We start from the raw sequence: 14,758 nt of genomic DNA, 5'->3' as shown, positions 1-14,758 counted from the left end.
ATGATGCGCGCCGTTGGAGAGATGCCAGAGTGGCCGAATGGGACGGATTCGAAATCCGTTGTACCTTCACCGGTACCTAGGGTTCGAATCCCTATCTCTCCGCCATTATTAGTTAAAAAAGCCCCGTATTTCGGGGCTTTTTTATGTCTGATGGTTTTTGTTCCCCCATTTGGATTTTGGAAAGTTATCCGTGTTGTTAGATAGCTCGGGATCTAGTGCTTTGTGCCACTCATTGCAGCTTAGTTTCTGTTGGGCAGGTCATGGCTCAGGGCAATGATGGCGTTCAAGAGTCGGCCGAAGGCCGACCTTCATCGCAGTATTTCTCAGGTAAACGCAGCCTCGACAAATGCCTCCAGCGCCTTGTCTTCCAGTATCTCGATAGAGAAGTGCCGAAGCGCTTGGGCAACCAGATAGCACAGAGGCTGACAATAGCGTGGAATCAGCCCTCGATAAAAACCTTCAACGGCGGTTCGTGCATCAGGAAGTTCTGGTGCGAGATGTTCCAGGCATAGGCGCCCGCGAGGGTGAACACTAGCAGGTCACCTATCGCTAGCTGCGCCACCGGTTGTTGTCTGGCAAGGACGTCCTTTGGCGTACACAACTGACCCACCAGCGTGACGGACTGATCGATGATCTGTGCCGGCTGAGAGCCTCGCAGTACCGTGAACGGATGGTCGTGGCCTTGAGCCGCAGGCGTGCGGAAGTGATGAGTACCACCGCGTCCGATGGCAAAAAACTCGCCGTGGCTGCTTTTGATGTCCAGCACCTGCATGACGTAGTAGCCACATGCAGCGCTGATGAAGCGTCCGATCTCGAAACGGATGCGGGTCGCGCCCATGTCGTACTCATCGATCAACCCCTTCAGGCCCTGACAAAACCGTGGCCAGTTGAACGACTGCGCCGCGTCCTGATAGTTGATGCCCATCCCTCCGCCGACATTCAGTAGCGGCAGTTGCAGGTCGTGGTCGGCGCACAGCTGGCGGAAGGTCAGGAAGTAGCTGCGAATCAATTCAAGGTGCGCGTCGACATCCAACTGGTGCGACAGCAGATGAAAGTGCAGTCCCTTGAGCTCCAGAGACGGTTCTTCGCGCAGCAATTGCAGGGCGCTTGCCAGACCTTCTTCATCCAGACCGAACGGCGTGGGTTTGCCGCCCATGACCAATCGGCTGTGCGGGGCCTGGGCCAGCTTCAGATTCAGCCGCAGCATCACCGGAGCCCGCGTACCGCGTTCGCGGGCGATGCGTGCCAGGCTACGCAGCTCGGTCACGCTCTCCACGTGAAACGCCGAAATCCGGTACTGCAGCGCGATGTCCAGTTCGCGATCGAGCTTGCCGGGACCACCAAAGATCAGCGGCTGGTCGGGGCATTGCTCATGCAGCCACGTCAGTTCGCCGCCAGAGGCCGCCTCGAAACCGTCCACCCACGGTGCCAGGGTTTTCAGCACCAGGGCTTCCGGATTGGCCTTGGCGGCGTAGAACAGTTCGCAGTTTTCCGGCAATACCTGACGCATCGTCTTTACGTGCCGTTCAAGGGAAGGCAGGTCGTAGACGTAGGCGCACAAAGGCGCGTCGTGTTCAGTCTTGAGCTGCTCGATGCGTCGGGTGACGGCGACAGGAAGACTCATGCGTGTTTCCTCTTTTCAATAATCGCCAGCGGGCTGGGCAGTAAGGTGTAACCGGCCTCGCGGTCGGCGCGCATCATCAGGCGCGTCATGAAGTTTTCCTTACTTGGGAAGGGCGCGCCAGCGCACAGCTCACGCAGTTCTGTCGGATGGCCCAGGCGCGTGGATTGCGCGTGCAGCAGGTCGCCGATGCGCCCCCACAACTGTTGTTCCAGCGAGCCGCTGCCGTTGGCCAGATGGAAGATCGCTTCGCCGAGATTGTTCACCAGTGCGCAGTAACCCACTCGTTGCCAGGCCTTTTGCGCGCTGTAGTACACCGAGCTGCGGGTGCGTTCATCCAGCGCACTTAGCCGTTCGGTGGGCCAGATTTCAGGGACCAGCTTGGTGCCTTCCAGATCGCGAATCCAGACCTGGCTGGGCAGTCCGTTTTCAGCGAAGCCGATGACCGTGTTCTGCAAATGCGGCTCCAGCGCCACGCCCTGACGGAACAGGCAATACAACACGCCGCCGAGCATCAGACCGGCATAGGCATCCAGCCAGTTCAGCGTGGCTTCCTCAATGGTCAAACCGGTATTGTCGGCGTAGCGCTGTACCTGTGGGCGGCAGACACTGCGACCTTGTTGATCCCAGGTAAACAGCGCCATTGCCACTTGCGGCTGATACCGCTCGCGGTCAGCGACGGGAAGGTTTTCCCGGTAAACGATACCGAAGCATTCGGTGACTTCGCGGGCCTCCTCCAGCGTACCCAGGGCGCTGAGGTCCAGGCTGGTGGCGCTGGGCTCGGGCATCAACATGAAGCCCGGTTGTTGTGTCGCCAACTCGCTCATGATCGGGCGGAGCAGGCGAGTGAGGGCGACGGCGCTGTCCAGTTCATACCAGGCGTTCTTGCGCACGCAGTTGGTCAGGCGCACGTGCATCGAGAACTTCATGAAATAGGCCATCTGCGGATGGTAGAGCGTGCGCACCGATGACGTCGGGTACATGGCCTGACCCAGGGGGCCGAGGTATTCGACCAAACCCTGTTGTTGCGCACGCTGTACCAGCGGGTCGGCAAGCACGCGGGCGACTTCCCAGGGGTGGCACGGATAGGCGTCGTCGCGCCCCGACAACTGGCGCAGCGTACTGCGCGGATCCTCGCCCTGATGACGAATCAGCGTCGGGTCGACCTTGAACCAGTGCAGTTGAAAGCGTGCTCCGACTTCCGGCGAGCAGGCCAGCAAGTCATCATGGGAAATGCCCTCGCGACTTTTTGGCGTCGGATGCAGGGCGTGGCCCCACAGCTGGTGTTGCTCGGACGCCAGCAGGCTGTCGGCTGTGTCGTTGGCCGGTCGGGAATGACGCAAAAAGGTGCGGGTGATCTGCAGGCTGTTGGCGACCTGTTGCAGCATTTCGCCGACGCGCTCGACCTCACTCAGCGGGGTACAGAGCAGGCGTGCCAGTTCGGTGGCACTTAACGGTCGCCAGCTCTGGTTGCTGCCTTTGAAATAGGGGGCGCTGATGTAGTGGCAACGGCCCAGTAGACTGCTGCGGTCGATGCGTACGACCAACCGGCCGCTGGGCAGGCGAATGCTGATGCAGCGAACGTTGGCCTGACGCAGGCTCATCGGCAGATCCTGTGCTTGATAGTTCAGGTTCGCTTCGTTGCGTGGCAATGCGTATTCACGCAAATAACAATTGAGCAGGCATTCGATGGCATGTCGCTCGGCTTCACCATCGAGGGCATGGTCATGCAGGGAGACGGTGTTCAGAGTGAGCGTCATGCCGAAATCTCTCGAGAAGTCATCAATAAAGGGCGTGCGAGTACCATGGCTGCCATGGCTGCCAGGCACGCAACGAGAAAGGGGGAGGCGATGCCGCAGGTCTGACTGACCAGAGCGGCAGTGACTCCGGCGGCGGCGCCGGCCCATTTGCCACTGGAGTCGAACCAGCCAAACAGGCGACCGGCGCTGCCTTTACGGCTGCGCTGGCTCAGGCAGCGGTGCAGCCCGACAAAACTGAGCAGCATGCCAGCTCCGCTGAGCAGACGCAGAGCGAACAGGGGCTCGGCCTGCACACTCCAGAATTGCAGCGCGTTACTGATTGCCAGCAGCGCCAGCCCCGGCAACAGCAGGTTGCCCTGATGTTTCTGAACCCAGGGCAGGGCCAGCAGGTAAACCAGATGCGGCAGGCTGTAGAGCACGCCGATCAAGGCATCGTTGCCAATTTTCAGTTGCTCGCCGAAGGGCACGAAGTAAGGGAACGTGACGACCATCGCGAAGCTGAACAGAAACTGCACCGTCAGTAGCCGCGGCATGTCTTCTGGCAGCTCGCCCAATGCGTCTGCTTTTGTGTTATCCAAGGCATGTTTGGGGGCGTCCTTGGGCAGCGGCAGGATAAGTACGAAGGCCAGCAGCGGTAACCAGGCCAGATAGCGATACAGGCTTAATCCCAAGCCGTGCGCGGTCAGTAGCCCCAGGAGGATTGGGCCACTGATCATCGCCAGGCGTGCCGAATACTGCGTCCAGTTCAGGGCGCGGGACAGATCGCCCTCTTTGAACTGGGTCGACAGGTAGGCGTTGGACGCCGCCATCGCGCCGCCGAAGGTGCCCTGAATGATCAGCGCCAGGACAAACACCGTTAGATTAGGGCTGAAGCCTGCCAGCAGAAAACCCGCAAACAGTCCGGCATGCGCACGCAGCAACGACAGGCGACAACCGTTGCGATCGGCCCAGCGTCCCCATATCGGCGCCGCCAGTGCAGTGCAGAGTGTCGGCAGTACGAACAGCACACCGATGGCCCAGCCTGGTGTGTCAGGTGCGAGGTCGGCGAGGATGCGTGGCAGGTACAACGGAATACCCAGCGCCGTGAAAGCCGACAGGTAATGCCCCAGCAAGACGCTGGTGATCAGACGCCGTTGCATGGAGCGTCCTCCAGCAGGAAGTTCGCCGCGCTGTAGCCATAGAACTTATTGATGTCGCTGGCACCGGAATGCGCCTTGCTGAACAGGCTGCCGGCGCTGAGCAGGTATTTCACCGGCAGTTTCGGGCTGTCGAGCAGCCATCGGCGTGCGTCGTGACAGTCGATGCCTTCTGCTTCGAGTTGTTGCAGGCAGGTCATGAGACGCTGACGCAGCGTGCCGTACAAGCTGGATCGAGAGGCCAGGCCTGCGGTCGCTATCGCTTCCAGGATCGCAACGATGTTCAACTGCAAGGTGATGGTGCAGAACATCTCGGCCAGCGGTTGGCTGCTGTCGACACGAATGCGCTCATCCTGCAAGGCTGCCGGCAGATCAGCGAGATCTGGGCAGGTAGTCGAAAAGCGCTGAGGCCACAGGCGAGCGGCGTCGTTGTCCTTCATCAGCAGGCGCAATGGCTGACCTTGTTCGAACATCAAGACGGCGTTCTGCTGATTGGCCTCCAGCGCGATGCCGTAATGCAGCCACAGCCGCAGATGGACCTGCAGCAGCAGATCGAGATAATCGTCCAGCCAGTGTTGCAACGAACCTGCGTAGAAGTGCTCGGCCAACTGTTCGAGGAACAGGCGTCCATCGGCAAGCGGGCTGGCCAGCGCGGCGACAGGTACGAGTGTGATGTTCTCCAGACCCGTCGGGTAACGGCGCACGATATAGGCCAGGTGACGACTTTCGGCGGCATGACCACCGTGTTTTTCGTCGACGTGCAGATAACGTGACGCCAATGCAGGATCGCGCTTGGCCAAAGCCAGCAGGGTGGTCTGGAACCAGTGACCGTCGTATAGGGTGCTGGGTTTTATCAGGCGCAAATTGCGCGCACCGAGCGTGCTGACCAGCAACGGCAGTTTGATGTGCCACTGAGGTTGATTGATGCAGACCACCGTGCGCACGGACAGCGTAGGTTCGACCTGCATGGCGGTACGTGGAGCCTTGAATGTACCTTCAGGCAGGCCGAATTGCTCCAGTTCGCTCTAGGTCAGCGGGTGTACTGGCAGTAATAAATGGCTGTTTTGCAAGGTCGGTGACAAGCCGACCTCCTCGAAGTCCGGCCAGTGCGGCGGCTGCGAGCTGGTCAGGGTCAGGGCGTTGTTGGGAATCGCCAGCCAGTTGAGTTCGAAGCGCGGTGCAAACTCCGGCGCGTAGCCTTTGAGCGCGGCGGCATCGAAGCCGCTTTTGGCCCGCGCCGTTGGATAGAACGGGTGATCCAGGTAGCTCGCCAGTTGATCGATCTTCACCAGCCTCTGCGACCAGTCCTTCAAGTCAGTCGCGTCGCTCAGCGCGGGCGCATGTTGGTGATACGCCTGCTTGCACAGGGTTCGGTGTTCGGTCGCGCAATCGGCTTCTTTCAGATACGCCGCGAACAGTGTCAGACTTTCTTCGTCCAGACCGTGGCTCAGGTGGCCCAGCCAGAGCTGGTAGCCGTGTTGAACCTCGGCGTGACTTTGCGGCGACACCTTGATCCAGGCCTCGCCCGTACCGATCCAGTCCTGCAGCGGATACGCCTTGACCACCGGTAGCCATAGCTCGTCGGTGCCTAGATGGGCGATTCGCAGCCAGCTTGCGTCGGGCGGATGCTGTAGGTGTTGGCTCAGGTCTTCCGCAAGCCGACAAATCTGTCCTTTGCTGACGATCCCACGGATGTCCTCGCGCAGGCAGCAATCGATGATGCGTCGAGTAATGAACGCCTGATCCGTGTCCTCCGGATGCAGGCTCATGCCACCACCCACTTCAGGTCGTTCAGGGTCGAATTCAGTTGCGCTTCGAGGCTCACCTCATCCGGCGCGATCAGTCTCAGTACACCGACGTAGTCCTTGTTGGAATGGCTGATGGTCACGGTGTCGCCGGTAGTGTGCAGTGCACGGTAATCGCACCAATGGCCCTCACGTTCGACGTTGAAGCTAGCGCTGGCCTGATCCAGACGTCCCGAGCGGTCGGCCACAAGGTAATGAACGGTGGCTTCGGCTTGCGCAGGTTGCGCGTCGATCAGGCTGCCTCCTAAATGCAACGCGACGATGCGGTCGAACCAACCCTGCGGCAGCAACCGATCAAGTAGGAACTCGCGACCATCGCCGATGCTGCGATAGTTGATCTCAACCAGTACCGGGCCTTGATCGGTCAGAATGAATTCACTGTGACATACACCGAAACCGACCCCGAACGCTGCTACTTGAGCCAGCGCGGCGGCACGCTGGGCGCGGCTGAGTTGTCCATCCCAGCGTGCGGCAAGCTCTACGAAATACGGCGGTGGGGACAGGGTGACGTCGAAGCCGCCGATGACTTGCAGGTTGTGCCCGTCGCCCAGGGTTTCGAGGGTGAACAGCGGGCCTTCCATGTACGCCTCCAGCAACAGTGCCCGGCCCGGTTGTTGCTGCCAGAACTGCTCGCAGTAAACGCTCAGTTCGGCGGCGTTATGACACAGCTTGACGTCCAGGCTGGCGACGCCTTCACGAGGCTTGGCGACCACCGGCCAGGGCGCATCGGTCGGCAGTTTGGCGTTCGATGTGAGCACCTGAAACCATGGCCCGGGCAGGCCTAGACGTTGCATGCGCTCGCGCATGGCTGCCTTGTTCTTCGCCGCATAACACAACCGCCAGTCCTTGCCAGGGCATTCGAATGCCTCGGCCACTATCGCTGACGCGGTCTGCAGGTGATCGCTGTTGGAAAACACGGCAACGGGTTGCAAGCCCTCACTATTGAGTGTCTCGATGACCGCTAGCGGATTGAACACATCACATTCGATAACGTGCAGCTCTTGCGGCGAAATATGCGAGGTGGCGAGCAGACGCCGATGTTCCTGAGCGTGGTCGGTGATAACCACGATCGGCAACCCGCATTTGTGCGCGGCAGGCAGGAAGCCCTCGAGAATGGCCGGGTGGGCGACGTGAGCAAGGATGACGAATGGACGTTGCATGACAGTTTTCCTGGGGGCAGCAGTTGCCCGTCCCGGAGGATCGGGCAACTGGTTTACAGGGACGCAAGTGCGCGGTTTAGAAGCGGTAGTTGACGCCTAGGGTGAGCGAACGCTCTGGTGCGGGCTGACGCCCCCACGGACTGGTATCGATACCGCGGAAATAGTACTCGCGGTTGAACAGGTTGCTGATGCCTGCGGACGCGGTCAGGACGCTCTTGTCTGCCAGCTCGAACTCACGCTCAATGGCGGTGTTCCAGACCCAGTAAGCAGGCAGTTTGCCCACGCTGGCTGTGGCATTTTCATCGCTGGAGTTGGCGGCATCTGTGTAAGCGCTGCTGATATACAGGCCGTCGAGGTTGTAGGTCCAGTGCTCGGCAAAACGGTAACGACCGTCAACCGTGAACTGATTGCGCGAGGAGTACGGCACTTCGTTGCCCTTGAATGTGCCGTTGCGTTGCTTGGCATCGAGGTACGCATAGCTGGCGTGCAGGTCCAGATCAGGCATTGCTTCCGGCGTCCAGAAAATCTCGGTCTCGAAACCCTGATGACGCGTGCTGCCAAGGTTATTGAAGCGGTCGGTCGTGGCGTTGTAGCTGATCTGGTCGTCGAAATCGATGCGGTACAAATTGAAGTCGACGCGCATGCCGTCCCACGGGGTATAGCGCACACCGGTCTCGTAGTTCCACGCCAGTTCGGCACCGACATCGCCTTCCTTGACGATCTGCGTGACTTGCGGTGGACGCAGGGACTTCTGGGCGTTGGCGTAGACGTACCAGGAGTCGGTCGCCTGATAACCCACAGTGAGGCCCGGCAGCCATTCTTCGGATTTGTTCTCGCGCGAGAACCCGGTGATGCCGTCACCGTAATCCATGCGAGCGTTTTCGTACCGCACACCGGGGGTGATGGTCAGGCGATGATCGAGCAGACTGATGGCGTTACTGAGGTAGAACGCTCGGGCGTCGTCATCGAACTTCCAGTCCCGGAACGGCGTCGTCACGCCGGTAGCGACGCTCTGGCGGTTGACCTTGTAGTCGATGTCTTCGCTGACATAACGAGCGCCCAGCAACCAGGTCTGGCCAACCGTGTCGCCATCGATGGTGGCGCTGATGCGTGGCTCCGTGCCCCAGACTTTAAAGTCGCGTGGGCCGTCCTGTTTGGTCGCTGCCGTACCGTCCGGGGTGAACGGCAGGCCCACCACGAAGTTGCGGTAGCTGTCGTGGGCGAAGTTGGTCCAGCTGAACTCTACCGAGTCGAATGGTCCCATGGTGCCCAGACGCTGGGTGTAGGTGCCCCAGACGCGATTGGTGTCGCCCTCGAAGCGGTCCAGCGGACGCGTCGATTGCCGGGAGTCATGTTTGTAATCCTTCACGCTGAGTGCTCCGGCCAGGTCCATGTCGGCCTTGTAGCGCTGGATACCGAAGCTCAGATCACGATCGTCGTCGATGTTCCACTGGCCGCGCAGACGGTAGTTCTGCACATCGGTGTCGGAATGTTCGCGACCGTATTCGCCACTCAGGGTGTTGATGTCCAGTTGCAGGCCGAAGTTGTCGGTCAGGTAGCCGCCGGTGCCCAGATAGTTGTCCCACAACTGGCGCCCGCCAGCGTTGAATGTGATCTTCTCCTGCAGCGTGGTTTCCCACTCGTGCGGAATCGGCTTGCTGATGAAGTTGATCACCCCGCCAACGTTGTTCGGACCGTATTGCACCGCTGCGCCCCCACGCACGATATCAATACGGTCGACCGTGGCCATGGTCATTGGAAATAGCGACATTCCGGTCTGGCCGTACGGCGCCAGTGCCAGTGGAATGCCATCCGATAACGCTTGAATCCGGCCGCTGCGACTCTCGTACAGCCCGCGTACCGAAATCTGTGGCAAGGCGCCGGTGCCGGTTTCGTCAAAGATCTTGATGCCCGGTACCCGTTGCAGCGCGTCGTCCAGACCGCGGACGCTGGCTTTTTTCAGTTCGCTGGAATCGATAACGCTGCGGCTGCCTGCATAGGTACGCACCTCCTGATCGCTGGCCGTGCCGAGAACGTCACCCTGAATCGTCATGGGCGCCAGTACCACGCTACTGGAAGATCCGGTGGACAATTCGACGGGTTGATCGGCGGCCATGGCACCGTGGCAAATGCCCAGTGTGATAAGGCTGAGTGAAAAGTGTAGTGAGGTTGTTGTTTTCATTTGGACTACTTTGGCTCATTTTTACTGCTGGAGAGAATGCAAGCGGGCTTTCAATGCGTTATGCAGCAAGCCTCGGTCTTCACCGGCCAGAAAGCTTCGGATTCCGCGAGCGCGCCACAGCGCGTTCTGTTCAGCCGTGCGGGGATTTGCGCAGAAAGGTATTCCAGCGCTGAGGCAGGCATCGGCCATGTTTTGCAGCGTTTGCCAGACTTGAGGATTGAGCGGGTCGGGGCCCAGATCGAGATCGAGCGACAGATCCAGAGCGCCCTCCATGATCATGCCGACCCCCGGCACTTGCAGGATCTCGCCGAGAGCGTCGACTCCGGCGCGGCTTTCGATCATCGGAATAATAGGGGTCTGACGATTGGCCAGATCGATGTATTCGGGTAATGCCAGGCGACCGAAACCGGTAATACGTCCGCCGGTTATTCCGCGTTTTCCCAAGGGAGGGAAGAACGCCGCTTCAATGGCGCGCTGAACTTGCGCAGCACTTTCGGTGCGTGAAAGGACAATGGCTTCGATGCCGGCATCCAGTGCCCGACCGATCAGTTTTTCGTCCACTTGAGGGATGCGCAGCCAAGGCGAAATGCCAGCGGCCTCACACGCGCGGACACAATGCATGATGTCCTCTTCGGAGCGCAGTAAGTGCTCAAGATCGAGAATCACGAAGTCGTAGCCCGCAAACGCGAGCATTTCGCAGAGCATCGGTGAAGGTAGAGAGTTGAGCAAGCCGTAGACGTTGTTCCCTGCTTGTAACCGGGAAAACACCGGAGAGGTTCGTATCACTGATGCATATCCTTCGGGCTGGATGCGCGCCAATAGTAATCATTCGCAAATTTAAGTAAACATTTTTTAGTCCCCGAGTAGTGATATTTGTGATGGCCCTCTGTTGCCGCTGACTCGACTTACCGGTTCAGAGCGCGCCGGACGCCGAGCGGCGGCGATTCAGAGTTTGCTGGCGACGGCCAAGATGAACGGTATCGAGCCGAGTGCATGGCTGCGGATACGTTGGAAAAGCTGCCGACCTGGCCCAATAGCCGGCTGGATGAGTTACTGCCGTTGAGAGCAACGGTCGCCGAGTAAAGGTGGCTGGATTGGAGGCTTACTCTGAAACAGCACGATTAATTGAAAGAACCGTGAATTAAGGACAGGAAAGGTTTGTTTTCGGCCGATACACGTTTTTTTGAGCCTCAAGCAGCGAGGACCTTAAAAATCGGTGGGTACTTCAGACTGTCCTTAGAGACATTATTGAATAAGGCTAAGCCCCCATAATCGTTGATGATTACGGGGGCTTTTTCATTTTCGACTGTACTACTCAGTGGTACTACTTTTTCCCCGCACTATCAGCTGCATTCCGGTATCTCGCTCAGAGCATGCCGCGCGGTAATCTCTCCGTCATCTCAAGGTATTTGATAGTGTTTATTGCCTCAGCTTCAGAGTTCTAGCTGCGATGGCGGATGCATTCGTATCGAGGGTATCAAGCACACCCAAGCCAATCCTGTCACGCAAGAACCTTCTCTGTTCTATGCTTGCCCAGTGTGACCAATTCTTACGGATGGGAGGTGGGTATGACCAAAGAACAAAAGCAGCAGGAAGATTCGGATCACGAGCGCTCCAAACCAGGTCATGAGGACGAGCGGCCCCAGACTTGGAAGCATCCGGACGATGGCAAGGAGCTTTCCGAGCGGGACGAAGAGCGCCCGCTCAAGCCATGACCCAGGCGTCGGAGGCCCTGCCTACTTGGCGGGGCTTTTTTTCAGCCTTGAATTGGGGTGCACAGCTCTACCAATGTTCCGTCTGGGCAACGCACATAAGACACCACCTGCCCCCAGGGTTTGGCGGCGGGCGGCGACAATTCAATTGCCCCCTCGGCCAGCGCCTTGGCGTGTGCGACTGTGACATCATCCGTGACAAAACCCAGCTCCATCCCCAGAGGCTGCCTTGATGCATGAGCCTCAACATGCCCACCGCTGAAATTCATCTCGCCCAATTCATGCGCCGCGAAGGAAAGGGTGGTACTCCCCGTTTCCAACTCGCCATACGTGCCCGATTCATGCAGGAAGCGGCGGGTAAATCCGAAGGCGTTTTCGAAAAACTGCAGCGAAGCGGATACATCGGGAACGTAGACGATGGTGTAGGCGAATTTCATGGGTGAGCGATCCTTGCGTACGTGGTTGAAATGAGCGGCCAGTTAATCATCAACGGGCCATGACGGTCACCACTATATGCGGCGGCGGTTGTGCACTGGGGCGGCGGGCCCGTGCCACCGGTTATTTCCTCTTGGGTGTATGCCCGGCCAACATTATCGGCGGCCCTGGCGGCGCTGCGTTTGTGCCAGGGGGCTGATCTGATGGCGGTGTTGTGGCCGACGTAGCCTCGCAGGGGCTCGACAACTGCGGTACGGAGGTCAGCCAGATGAGAGCAGTAATGAGGTGGGAAATCCTGAAGCGAGAAACAAAAACGCCACGACGGCCGCCAGGCACACTCCGACAAACACCCGCAACAGGGTCCTGGCGGTCGGATGGGCAATGAATTTGATTAGCCAGATAAAGAACCCGGCCATCAGGACGGCCAAGGCAAGAATGACCAGCACGTTGGTGTTCTCGTAACCCGTGGAAGCTGATTTATAGTCCCAATGAAGGCGGTTGGATAGTCTGCGCATAGACGTAGGGCCCACTGGGTTTCTAAACTGCCCCTTGTTTTGTGCAGTGGGCGGGCGCCGATGAATCGTAATGAACTACGCAAGGCCGACATCAACCTGATGGTGGTCTTCGAAACGCTGATGCTTGAGCGCAATGTGACGCGGGTGGCGGAGAAGTTGTTTCTCGGCCAGCCGACCATCAGTTCTGCCCTCAATCGCCTGCGCACCCTGTTCAACGACCCACTGTTTATCCGCGTCGGCCATCGCATGGAGCCGACGGCGCGGGCCGAGGAAATTATCCGGTATTTGTCGCCGGCCCTGGACTCGTTGTCGGTGGCCTTGAGCCTGACCCATGATTTCGATCCGACCATCAGCACCATGACCTTTCGCATCGGCCTGTCCGATGACGTCGAGTTCGGCCTGTTGCCGCCGTTGCTGCGCACCCTGCGAGTGGAAGCGCCCCAGGTAGTGTTCGTGGTACAGCATGTCGATTACTGGCGCATTCCGGACCTGCTGGCCTCCGGCGATATCACCGTCGGCATTACCCAAACCCGTGGCTTGCCGGCCAATGCCAAGCGCAAGTTGCTGCGCCATATCCGCCCCAGCGTGTTGCGCGCCGATGCCTCGGATCGCCCGCTGACCCTCGATGAATACTGCGCTCGGCCCCATGTGCTGGTGTCCCACACCGCCAACGTCGCCGGATTCGCCGATGAATGGCTGGCGGAAATCGGCCGCAAGCGCCATGTGGTGTTGTCGGTGCCGCAATACAGTTCTCTGCCGGCGCTGTTGGCCGGCACCGACATGATCGCCAGCCTGCCGGACTACACCGCCCAGGCCATGGCCGCTTCGGGCAACCTGTTCTGCGAGCCGTTTCCGTTTGAAACCCCGACCTTGGACTTGTCCATGGTCTGGCTCAGCCATGTCGACACTGACCCGGCGGAGCGCTGGATGCGCTCGCGGTTGGAAGCGTTCATGAGTGATCGGGAATTGTTGCCGCTGGCAAAGCCCTGAGTAAAACCGCTTTCATCCGGGGCACTTTGCGTCTCGTGCTATATCTATGACTCTTTTCCTACAATAACTCGGAGCCTTTCATGCCTCACCTGCATCTGGAATACACCGCCAACCTGCCGGAGCTGGACACTGACAAGGCCTTGTTGCGGCTCAATCACACCTTGGTGGCCTCGGGGCAGTTCGGTGCCGAGTTCGACATCAAGAGCCGTGCGGTGAAGGTCGAAAGCTTTCGTGTGGGTACTGCGATGAACCCACGTGGTTTTGTCGCGGTGAGGTTGGCCTTGCTCAGCGGACGTTCGCCGCAAATCAAGAAGCAACTCTCGGAAAACCTGCTGGCGGTGTTGCAGGAGTTGGGGCCGTGGCCTGCCGATATTCAAGTTCAACTCAGTGTCGAGCTGCTGGACATTGATCGTGAGTCTTACAGTAAGGTCGCTATAGGACAGTAGCTGCAAGCTATCTAAGTTCTTGCAGCTTTTAGCTTATAGCTTGTAGCTCTCCCGCACACACCTTCAGCACTTGCTCGCGGAACCAGGCGTTGGCGCAGCCTTGCTCGCTTGACTCGTTCCATTGCATGTCCAGGGTGAACCCCGGCAGGCCGTTGGGCGCTTCGCAGTGGCCAAATACCGGTTCCAGTGCCAGCAGTTTCTGCACTCGGCGGGGCAGGGTGACGATAAAGTCGGTGCCAGTAATCATCTTCAGCGCCGCACTATAGCTATTGGCGCGGGCAATCACCTGGCGCTTGTGGGCCTGGCGTGCCAGCCAGCCGTCGATCATGTTGGTGGTAGAGGTCCAGGGCGTCGGAAACACATGACGGCGTGCGACGAAGGATTGCAGGCTGAACGCCTGTTCCCGTGGCGCCGCATGCTTGTCAAAGACACACACCAAGTCATCTTCCAGCAGCCTCTGCGTCTTCAAATCCTTGTACTCGCGATGAAAGTGCGGCCCGAAGCAGATCACTAGGTCCAGTCGTCCGTCGCGCAAGGCCTCGGCGGGAATATCGGTTTCCAGCTTCTGCACATTAACGATCACCGGCAGGTCGGCCTTGTCGAAGTTCTTCAGTAGGCGAGGCAGGATCAACTGCTCAAAATACTCGGGGGCACAGACGTTGAACGTCGCGGCTTTTTGGGTCGGGTCGAACACCTGGCTACCTGCGTGGCACAGGTTGATGCTTTCCAGAATCTTTTGCACATGACCGTACATGGCACCGGCCTTGTCGGTCGGACGCATGCCCGCGCGGGTGTTGATAAACAACTCGTCCTCGAAGCTGGTACGCAGCTTCTTCAGGCTGTAGCTGACCGTGGACTGGCTGACAAAGAGGGTTTCGGACACGTCGGTGACGCTGCTTTGCTCATACACAGCGATAAATACCATCAGGTCCTGCATATCGAGCTTTCTAAGCAAGTTGCTGTTTAGCATCTATTCCGTCCGGTAAGCCCTTGGCA

General features: G+C 59.0%; 13 protein-coding genes, 1 tRNA gene and 3 pseudogenes. 5 read left to right on the top strand and 12 right to left on the bottom strand.

Annotated elements, in window-relative coordinates; all coding sequences use genetic code 11:
• Positions 1-15 precede the first annotated feature (15 nt).
• A tRNA-Ser gene (locus ACZRJ6_RS01645) sits at positions 16-105 on the top strand.
• 218 nt (positions 106-323) lie between these two features.
• Here the strand turns inward: ACZRJ6_RS01645 and ACZRJ6_RS01640 are convergent.
• The 9 genes and pseudogenes from ACZRJ6_RS01640 to ACZRJ6_RS01600 form a co-directional block, all read right to left on the bottom strand.
• Positions 324-412 (bottom strand): annotated as a pseudogene (locus tag ACZRJ6_RS01640) (VOC family protein); the annotation flags it as partial.
• Between the two features lie 27 nt (positions 413-439).
• On the bottom strand, positions 440-1,624 hold the full coding sequence (locus ACZRJ6_RS01635) for a type III PLP-dependent enzyme (protein ID WP_463970370.1): 1,185 nt from the start codon (positions 1,622-1,624) through the stop codon (positions 440-442).
• Positions 1,621-3,381 (bottom strand): IucA/IucC family protein, encoded by a 1,761-nt coding sequence (locus tag ACZRJ6_RS01630; RefSeq protein ID WP_463970369.1) that lies wholly within the window; start codon positions 3,379-3,381, stop codon positions 1,621-1,623. Before ACZRJ6_RS01630 ends, ACZRJ6_RS01635 begins: the two co-directional genes overlap by 4 nt.
• The gene (locus ACZRJ6_RS01625) at positions 3,378-4,520 is read right to left on the bottom strand and encodes an MFS transporter (protein WP_463970368.1); all 1,143 of its coding nucleotides are present in this window, start codon (positions 4,518-4,520) and stop codon (positions 3,378-3,380) included. The genes ACZRJ6_RS01630 and ACZRJ6_RS01625 overlap by 4 nt, the downstream gene beginning before the upstream one ends.
• The gene (locus tag ACZRJ6_RS01620; RefSeq protein ID WP_463970384.1) at positions 4,505-5,098 is read right to left on the bottom strand and encodes an IucA/IucC family C-terminal-domain containing protein; all 594 of its coding nucleotides are present in this window, start codon (positions 5,096-5,098) and stop codon (positions 4,505-4,507) included. Before ACZRJ6_RS01620 ends, ACZRJ6_RS01625 begins: the two co-directional genes overlap by 16 nt.
• Before the next feature lie 75 nt (positions 5,099-5,173).
• A pseudogene (locus ACZRJ6_RS01615) lies at positions 5,174-6,286 on the bottom strand (IucA/IucC family protein); the annotation flags it as partial.
• Positions 6,283-7,482, bottom strand: coding sequence for an ATP-grasp domain-containing protein (locus ACZRJ6_RS01610; RefSeq protein ID WP_463970367.1), 1,200 nt, complete (start codon positions 7,480-7,482; stop codon positions 6,283-6,285). The pseudogene ACZRJ6_RS01615 and the gene ACZRJ6_RS01610, both read right to left, overlap by 4 nt.
• Positions 7,483-7,558: 76 nt before the next feature.
• On the bottom strand, positions 7,559-9,664 hold the full coding sequence (locus ACZRJ6_RS01605; protein ID WP_463970366.1) for a TonB-dependent receptor family protein: 2,106 nt from the start codon (positions 9,662-9,664) through the stop codon (positions 7,559-7,561).
• A gap of 21 nt (positions 9,665-9,685) precedes the next feature.
• Positions 9,686-10,450 carry an HpcH/HpaI aldolase family protein gene (locus tag ACZRJ6_RS01600; protein ID WP_463970365.1) on the bottom strand — a complete coding sequence of 255 codons (765 nt, stop codon included), beginning with the start codon at positions 10,448-10,450 and terminating at the stop codon, positions 9,686-9,688.
• A 124-nt stretch (positions 10,451-10,574) separates the two neighbouring features.
• Here ACZRJ6_RS01600 and ACZRJ6_RS01595 point away from each other — a divergent pair.
• A pseudogene (locus tag ACZRJ6_RS01595) lies at positions 10,575-10,747 on the top strand (transposase domain-containing protein); the annotation flags it as partial.
• Between the two features lie 485 nt (positions 10,748-11,232).
• Positions 11,233-11,379 (top strand): hypothetical protein, encoded by a 147-nt coding sequence (locus tag ACZRJ6_RS01590; RefSeq protein ID WP_463970364.1) that lies wholly within the window; start codon positions 11,233-11,235, stop codon positions 11,377-11,379.
• Between the two features lie 41 nt (positions 11,380-11,420).
• Here ACZRJ6_RS01590 and ACZRJ6_RS01585 read toward each other — a convergent pair whose 3' ends face one another.
• Both ACZRJ6_RS01585 and ACZRJ6_RS01580 read right to left on the bottom strand, forming a co-directional pair.
• Positions 11,421-11,813 (bottom strand): VOC family protein, encoded by a 393-nt coding sequence (locus ACZRJ6_RS01585; RefSeq protein ID WP_463970363.1) that lies wholly within the window; start codon positions 11,811-11,813, stop codon positions 11,421-11,423.
• A 258-nt stretch (positions 11,814-12,071) separates the two neighbouring features.
• Entirely contained in the window at positions 12,072-12,326 is a 255-nt protein-coding gene (locus ACZRJ6_RS01580; protein ID WP_463970362.1) for an LPXTG cell wall anchor domain-containing protein, read from the bottom strand.
• A gap of 60 nt (positions 12,327-12,386) precedes the next feature.
• Here ACZRJ6_RS01580 and ACZRJ6_RS01575 point away from each other — a divergent pair, with 60 nt between their 5' ends.
• Positions 12,387-13,316, top strand: coding sequence for a LysR family transcriptional regulator (locus ACZRJ6_RS01575; RefSeq protein WP_463970361.1), 930 nt, complete (start codon positions 12,387-12,389; stop codon positions 13,314-13,316).
• Positions 13,317-13,396: 80 nt separating this feature from the next.
• Complete coding sequence (locus tag ACZRJ6_RS01570; RefSeq protein ID WP_149414104.1) at positions 13,397-13,762, top strand: 5-carboxymethyl-2-hydroxymuconate Delta-isomerase; 366 nt, start codon at positions 13,397-13,399, stop codon at positions 13,760-13,762.
• A gap of 28 nt (positions 13,763-13,790) precedes the next feature.
• Here ACZRJ6_RS01570 and ACZRJ6_RS01565 read toward each other — a convergent pair whose 3' ends face one another.
• Positions 13,791-14,732 carry a LysR family transcriptional regulator gene (locus tag ACZRJ6_RS01565; protein ID WP_463970360.1) on the bottom strand — a complete coding sequence of 314 codons (942 nt, stop codon included), beginning with the start codon at positions 14,730-14,732 and terminating at the stop codon, positions 13,791-13,793.
• Between the last annotated feature and the right edge of the window lie 26 nt (positions 14,733-14,758).

The sequence above is a fragment of the Pseudomonas sp. C321 genome (assembly GCF_055407105.1).
Note: the sequence above shows the minus strand (reverse complement) of the source record. Positions and strands in the feature narration are given on the sequence as shown.

What these genes read in the sequence shown, in the direction of transcription:
- ACZRJ6_RS01635 (WP_463970370.1), bottom strand. Translation starts at nt 1,624, where the DNA reads ATGAGTCTTCCTGTCGCCGTCACCCGACGCATCGAGCAGCTCAAGACT.
- ACZRJ6_RS01630 (WP_463970369.1), bottom strand. Translation starts at nt 3,381, where the DNA reads ATGACGCTCACTCTGAACACCGTCTCCCTGCATGACCATGCCCTCGAT.
- ACZRJ6_RS01625 (WP_463970368.1), bottom strand. Translation starts at nt 4,520, where the DNA reads ATGCAACGGCGTCTGATCACCAGCGTCTTGCTGGGGCATTACCTGTCG.
- ACZRJ6_RS01610 (WP_463970367.1), bottom strand. Translation starts at nt 7,482, where the DNA reads ATGCAACGTCCATTCGTCATCCTTGCTCACGTCGCCCACCCGGCCATT.
- ACZRJ6_RS01605 (WP_463970366.1), bottom strand. Translation starts at nt 9,664, where the DNA reads ATGAAAACAACAACCTCACTACACTTTTCACTCAGCCTTATCACACTG.
- ACZRJ6_RS01590 (WP_463970364.1), top strand. Translation starts at nt 11,233, where the DNA reads ATGACCAAAGAACAAAAGCAGCAGGAAGATTCGGATCACGAGCGCTCC.
- ACZRJ6_RS01585 (WP_463970363.1), bottom strand. Translation starts at nt 11,813, where the DNA reads ATGAAATTCGCCTACACCATCGTCTACGTTCCCGATGTATCCGCTTCG.
- ACZRJ6_RS01580 (WP_463970362.1), bottom strand. Translation starts at nt 12,326, where the DNA reads ATGCGCAGACTATCCAACCGCCTTCATTGGGACTATAAATCAGCTTCC.
- ACZRJ6_RS01575 (WP_463970361.1), top strand. Translation starts at nt 12,387, where the DNA reads ATGAATCGTAATGAACTACGCAAGGCCGACATCAACCTGATGGTGGTC.
- ACZRJ6_RS01570 (WP_149414104.1), top strand. Translation starts at nt 13,397, where the DNA reads ATGCCTCACCTGCATCTGGAATACACCGCCAACCTGCCGGAGCTGGAC.
- ACZRJ6_RS01565 (WP_463970360.1), bottom strand. Translation starts at nt 14,732, where the DNA reads ATGCTAAACAGCAACTTGCTTAGAAAGCTCGATATGCAGGACCTGATG.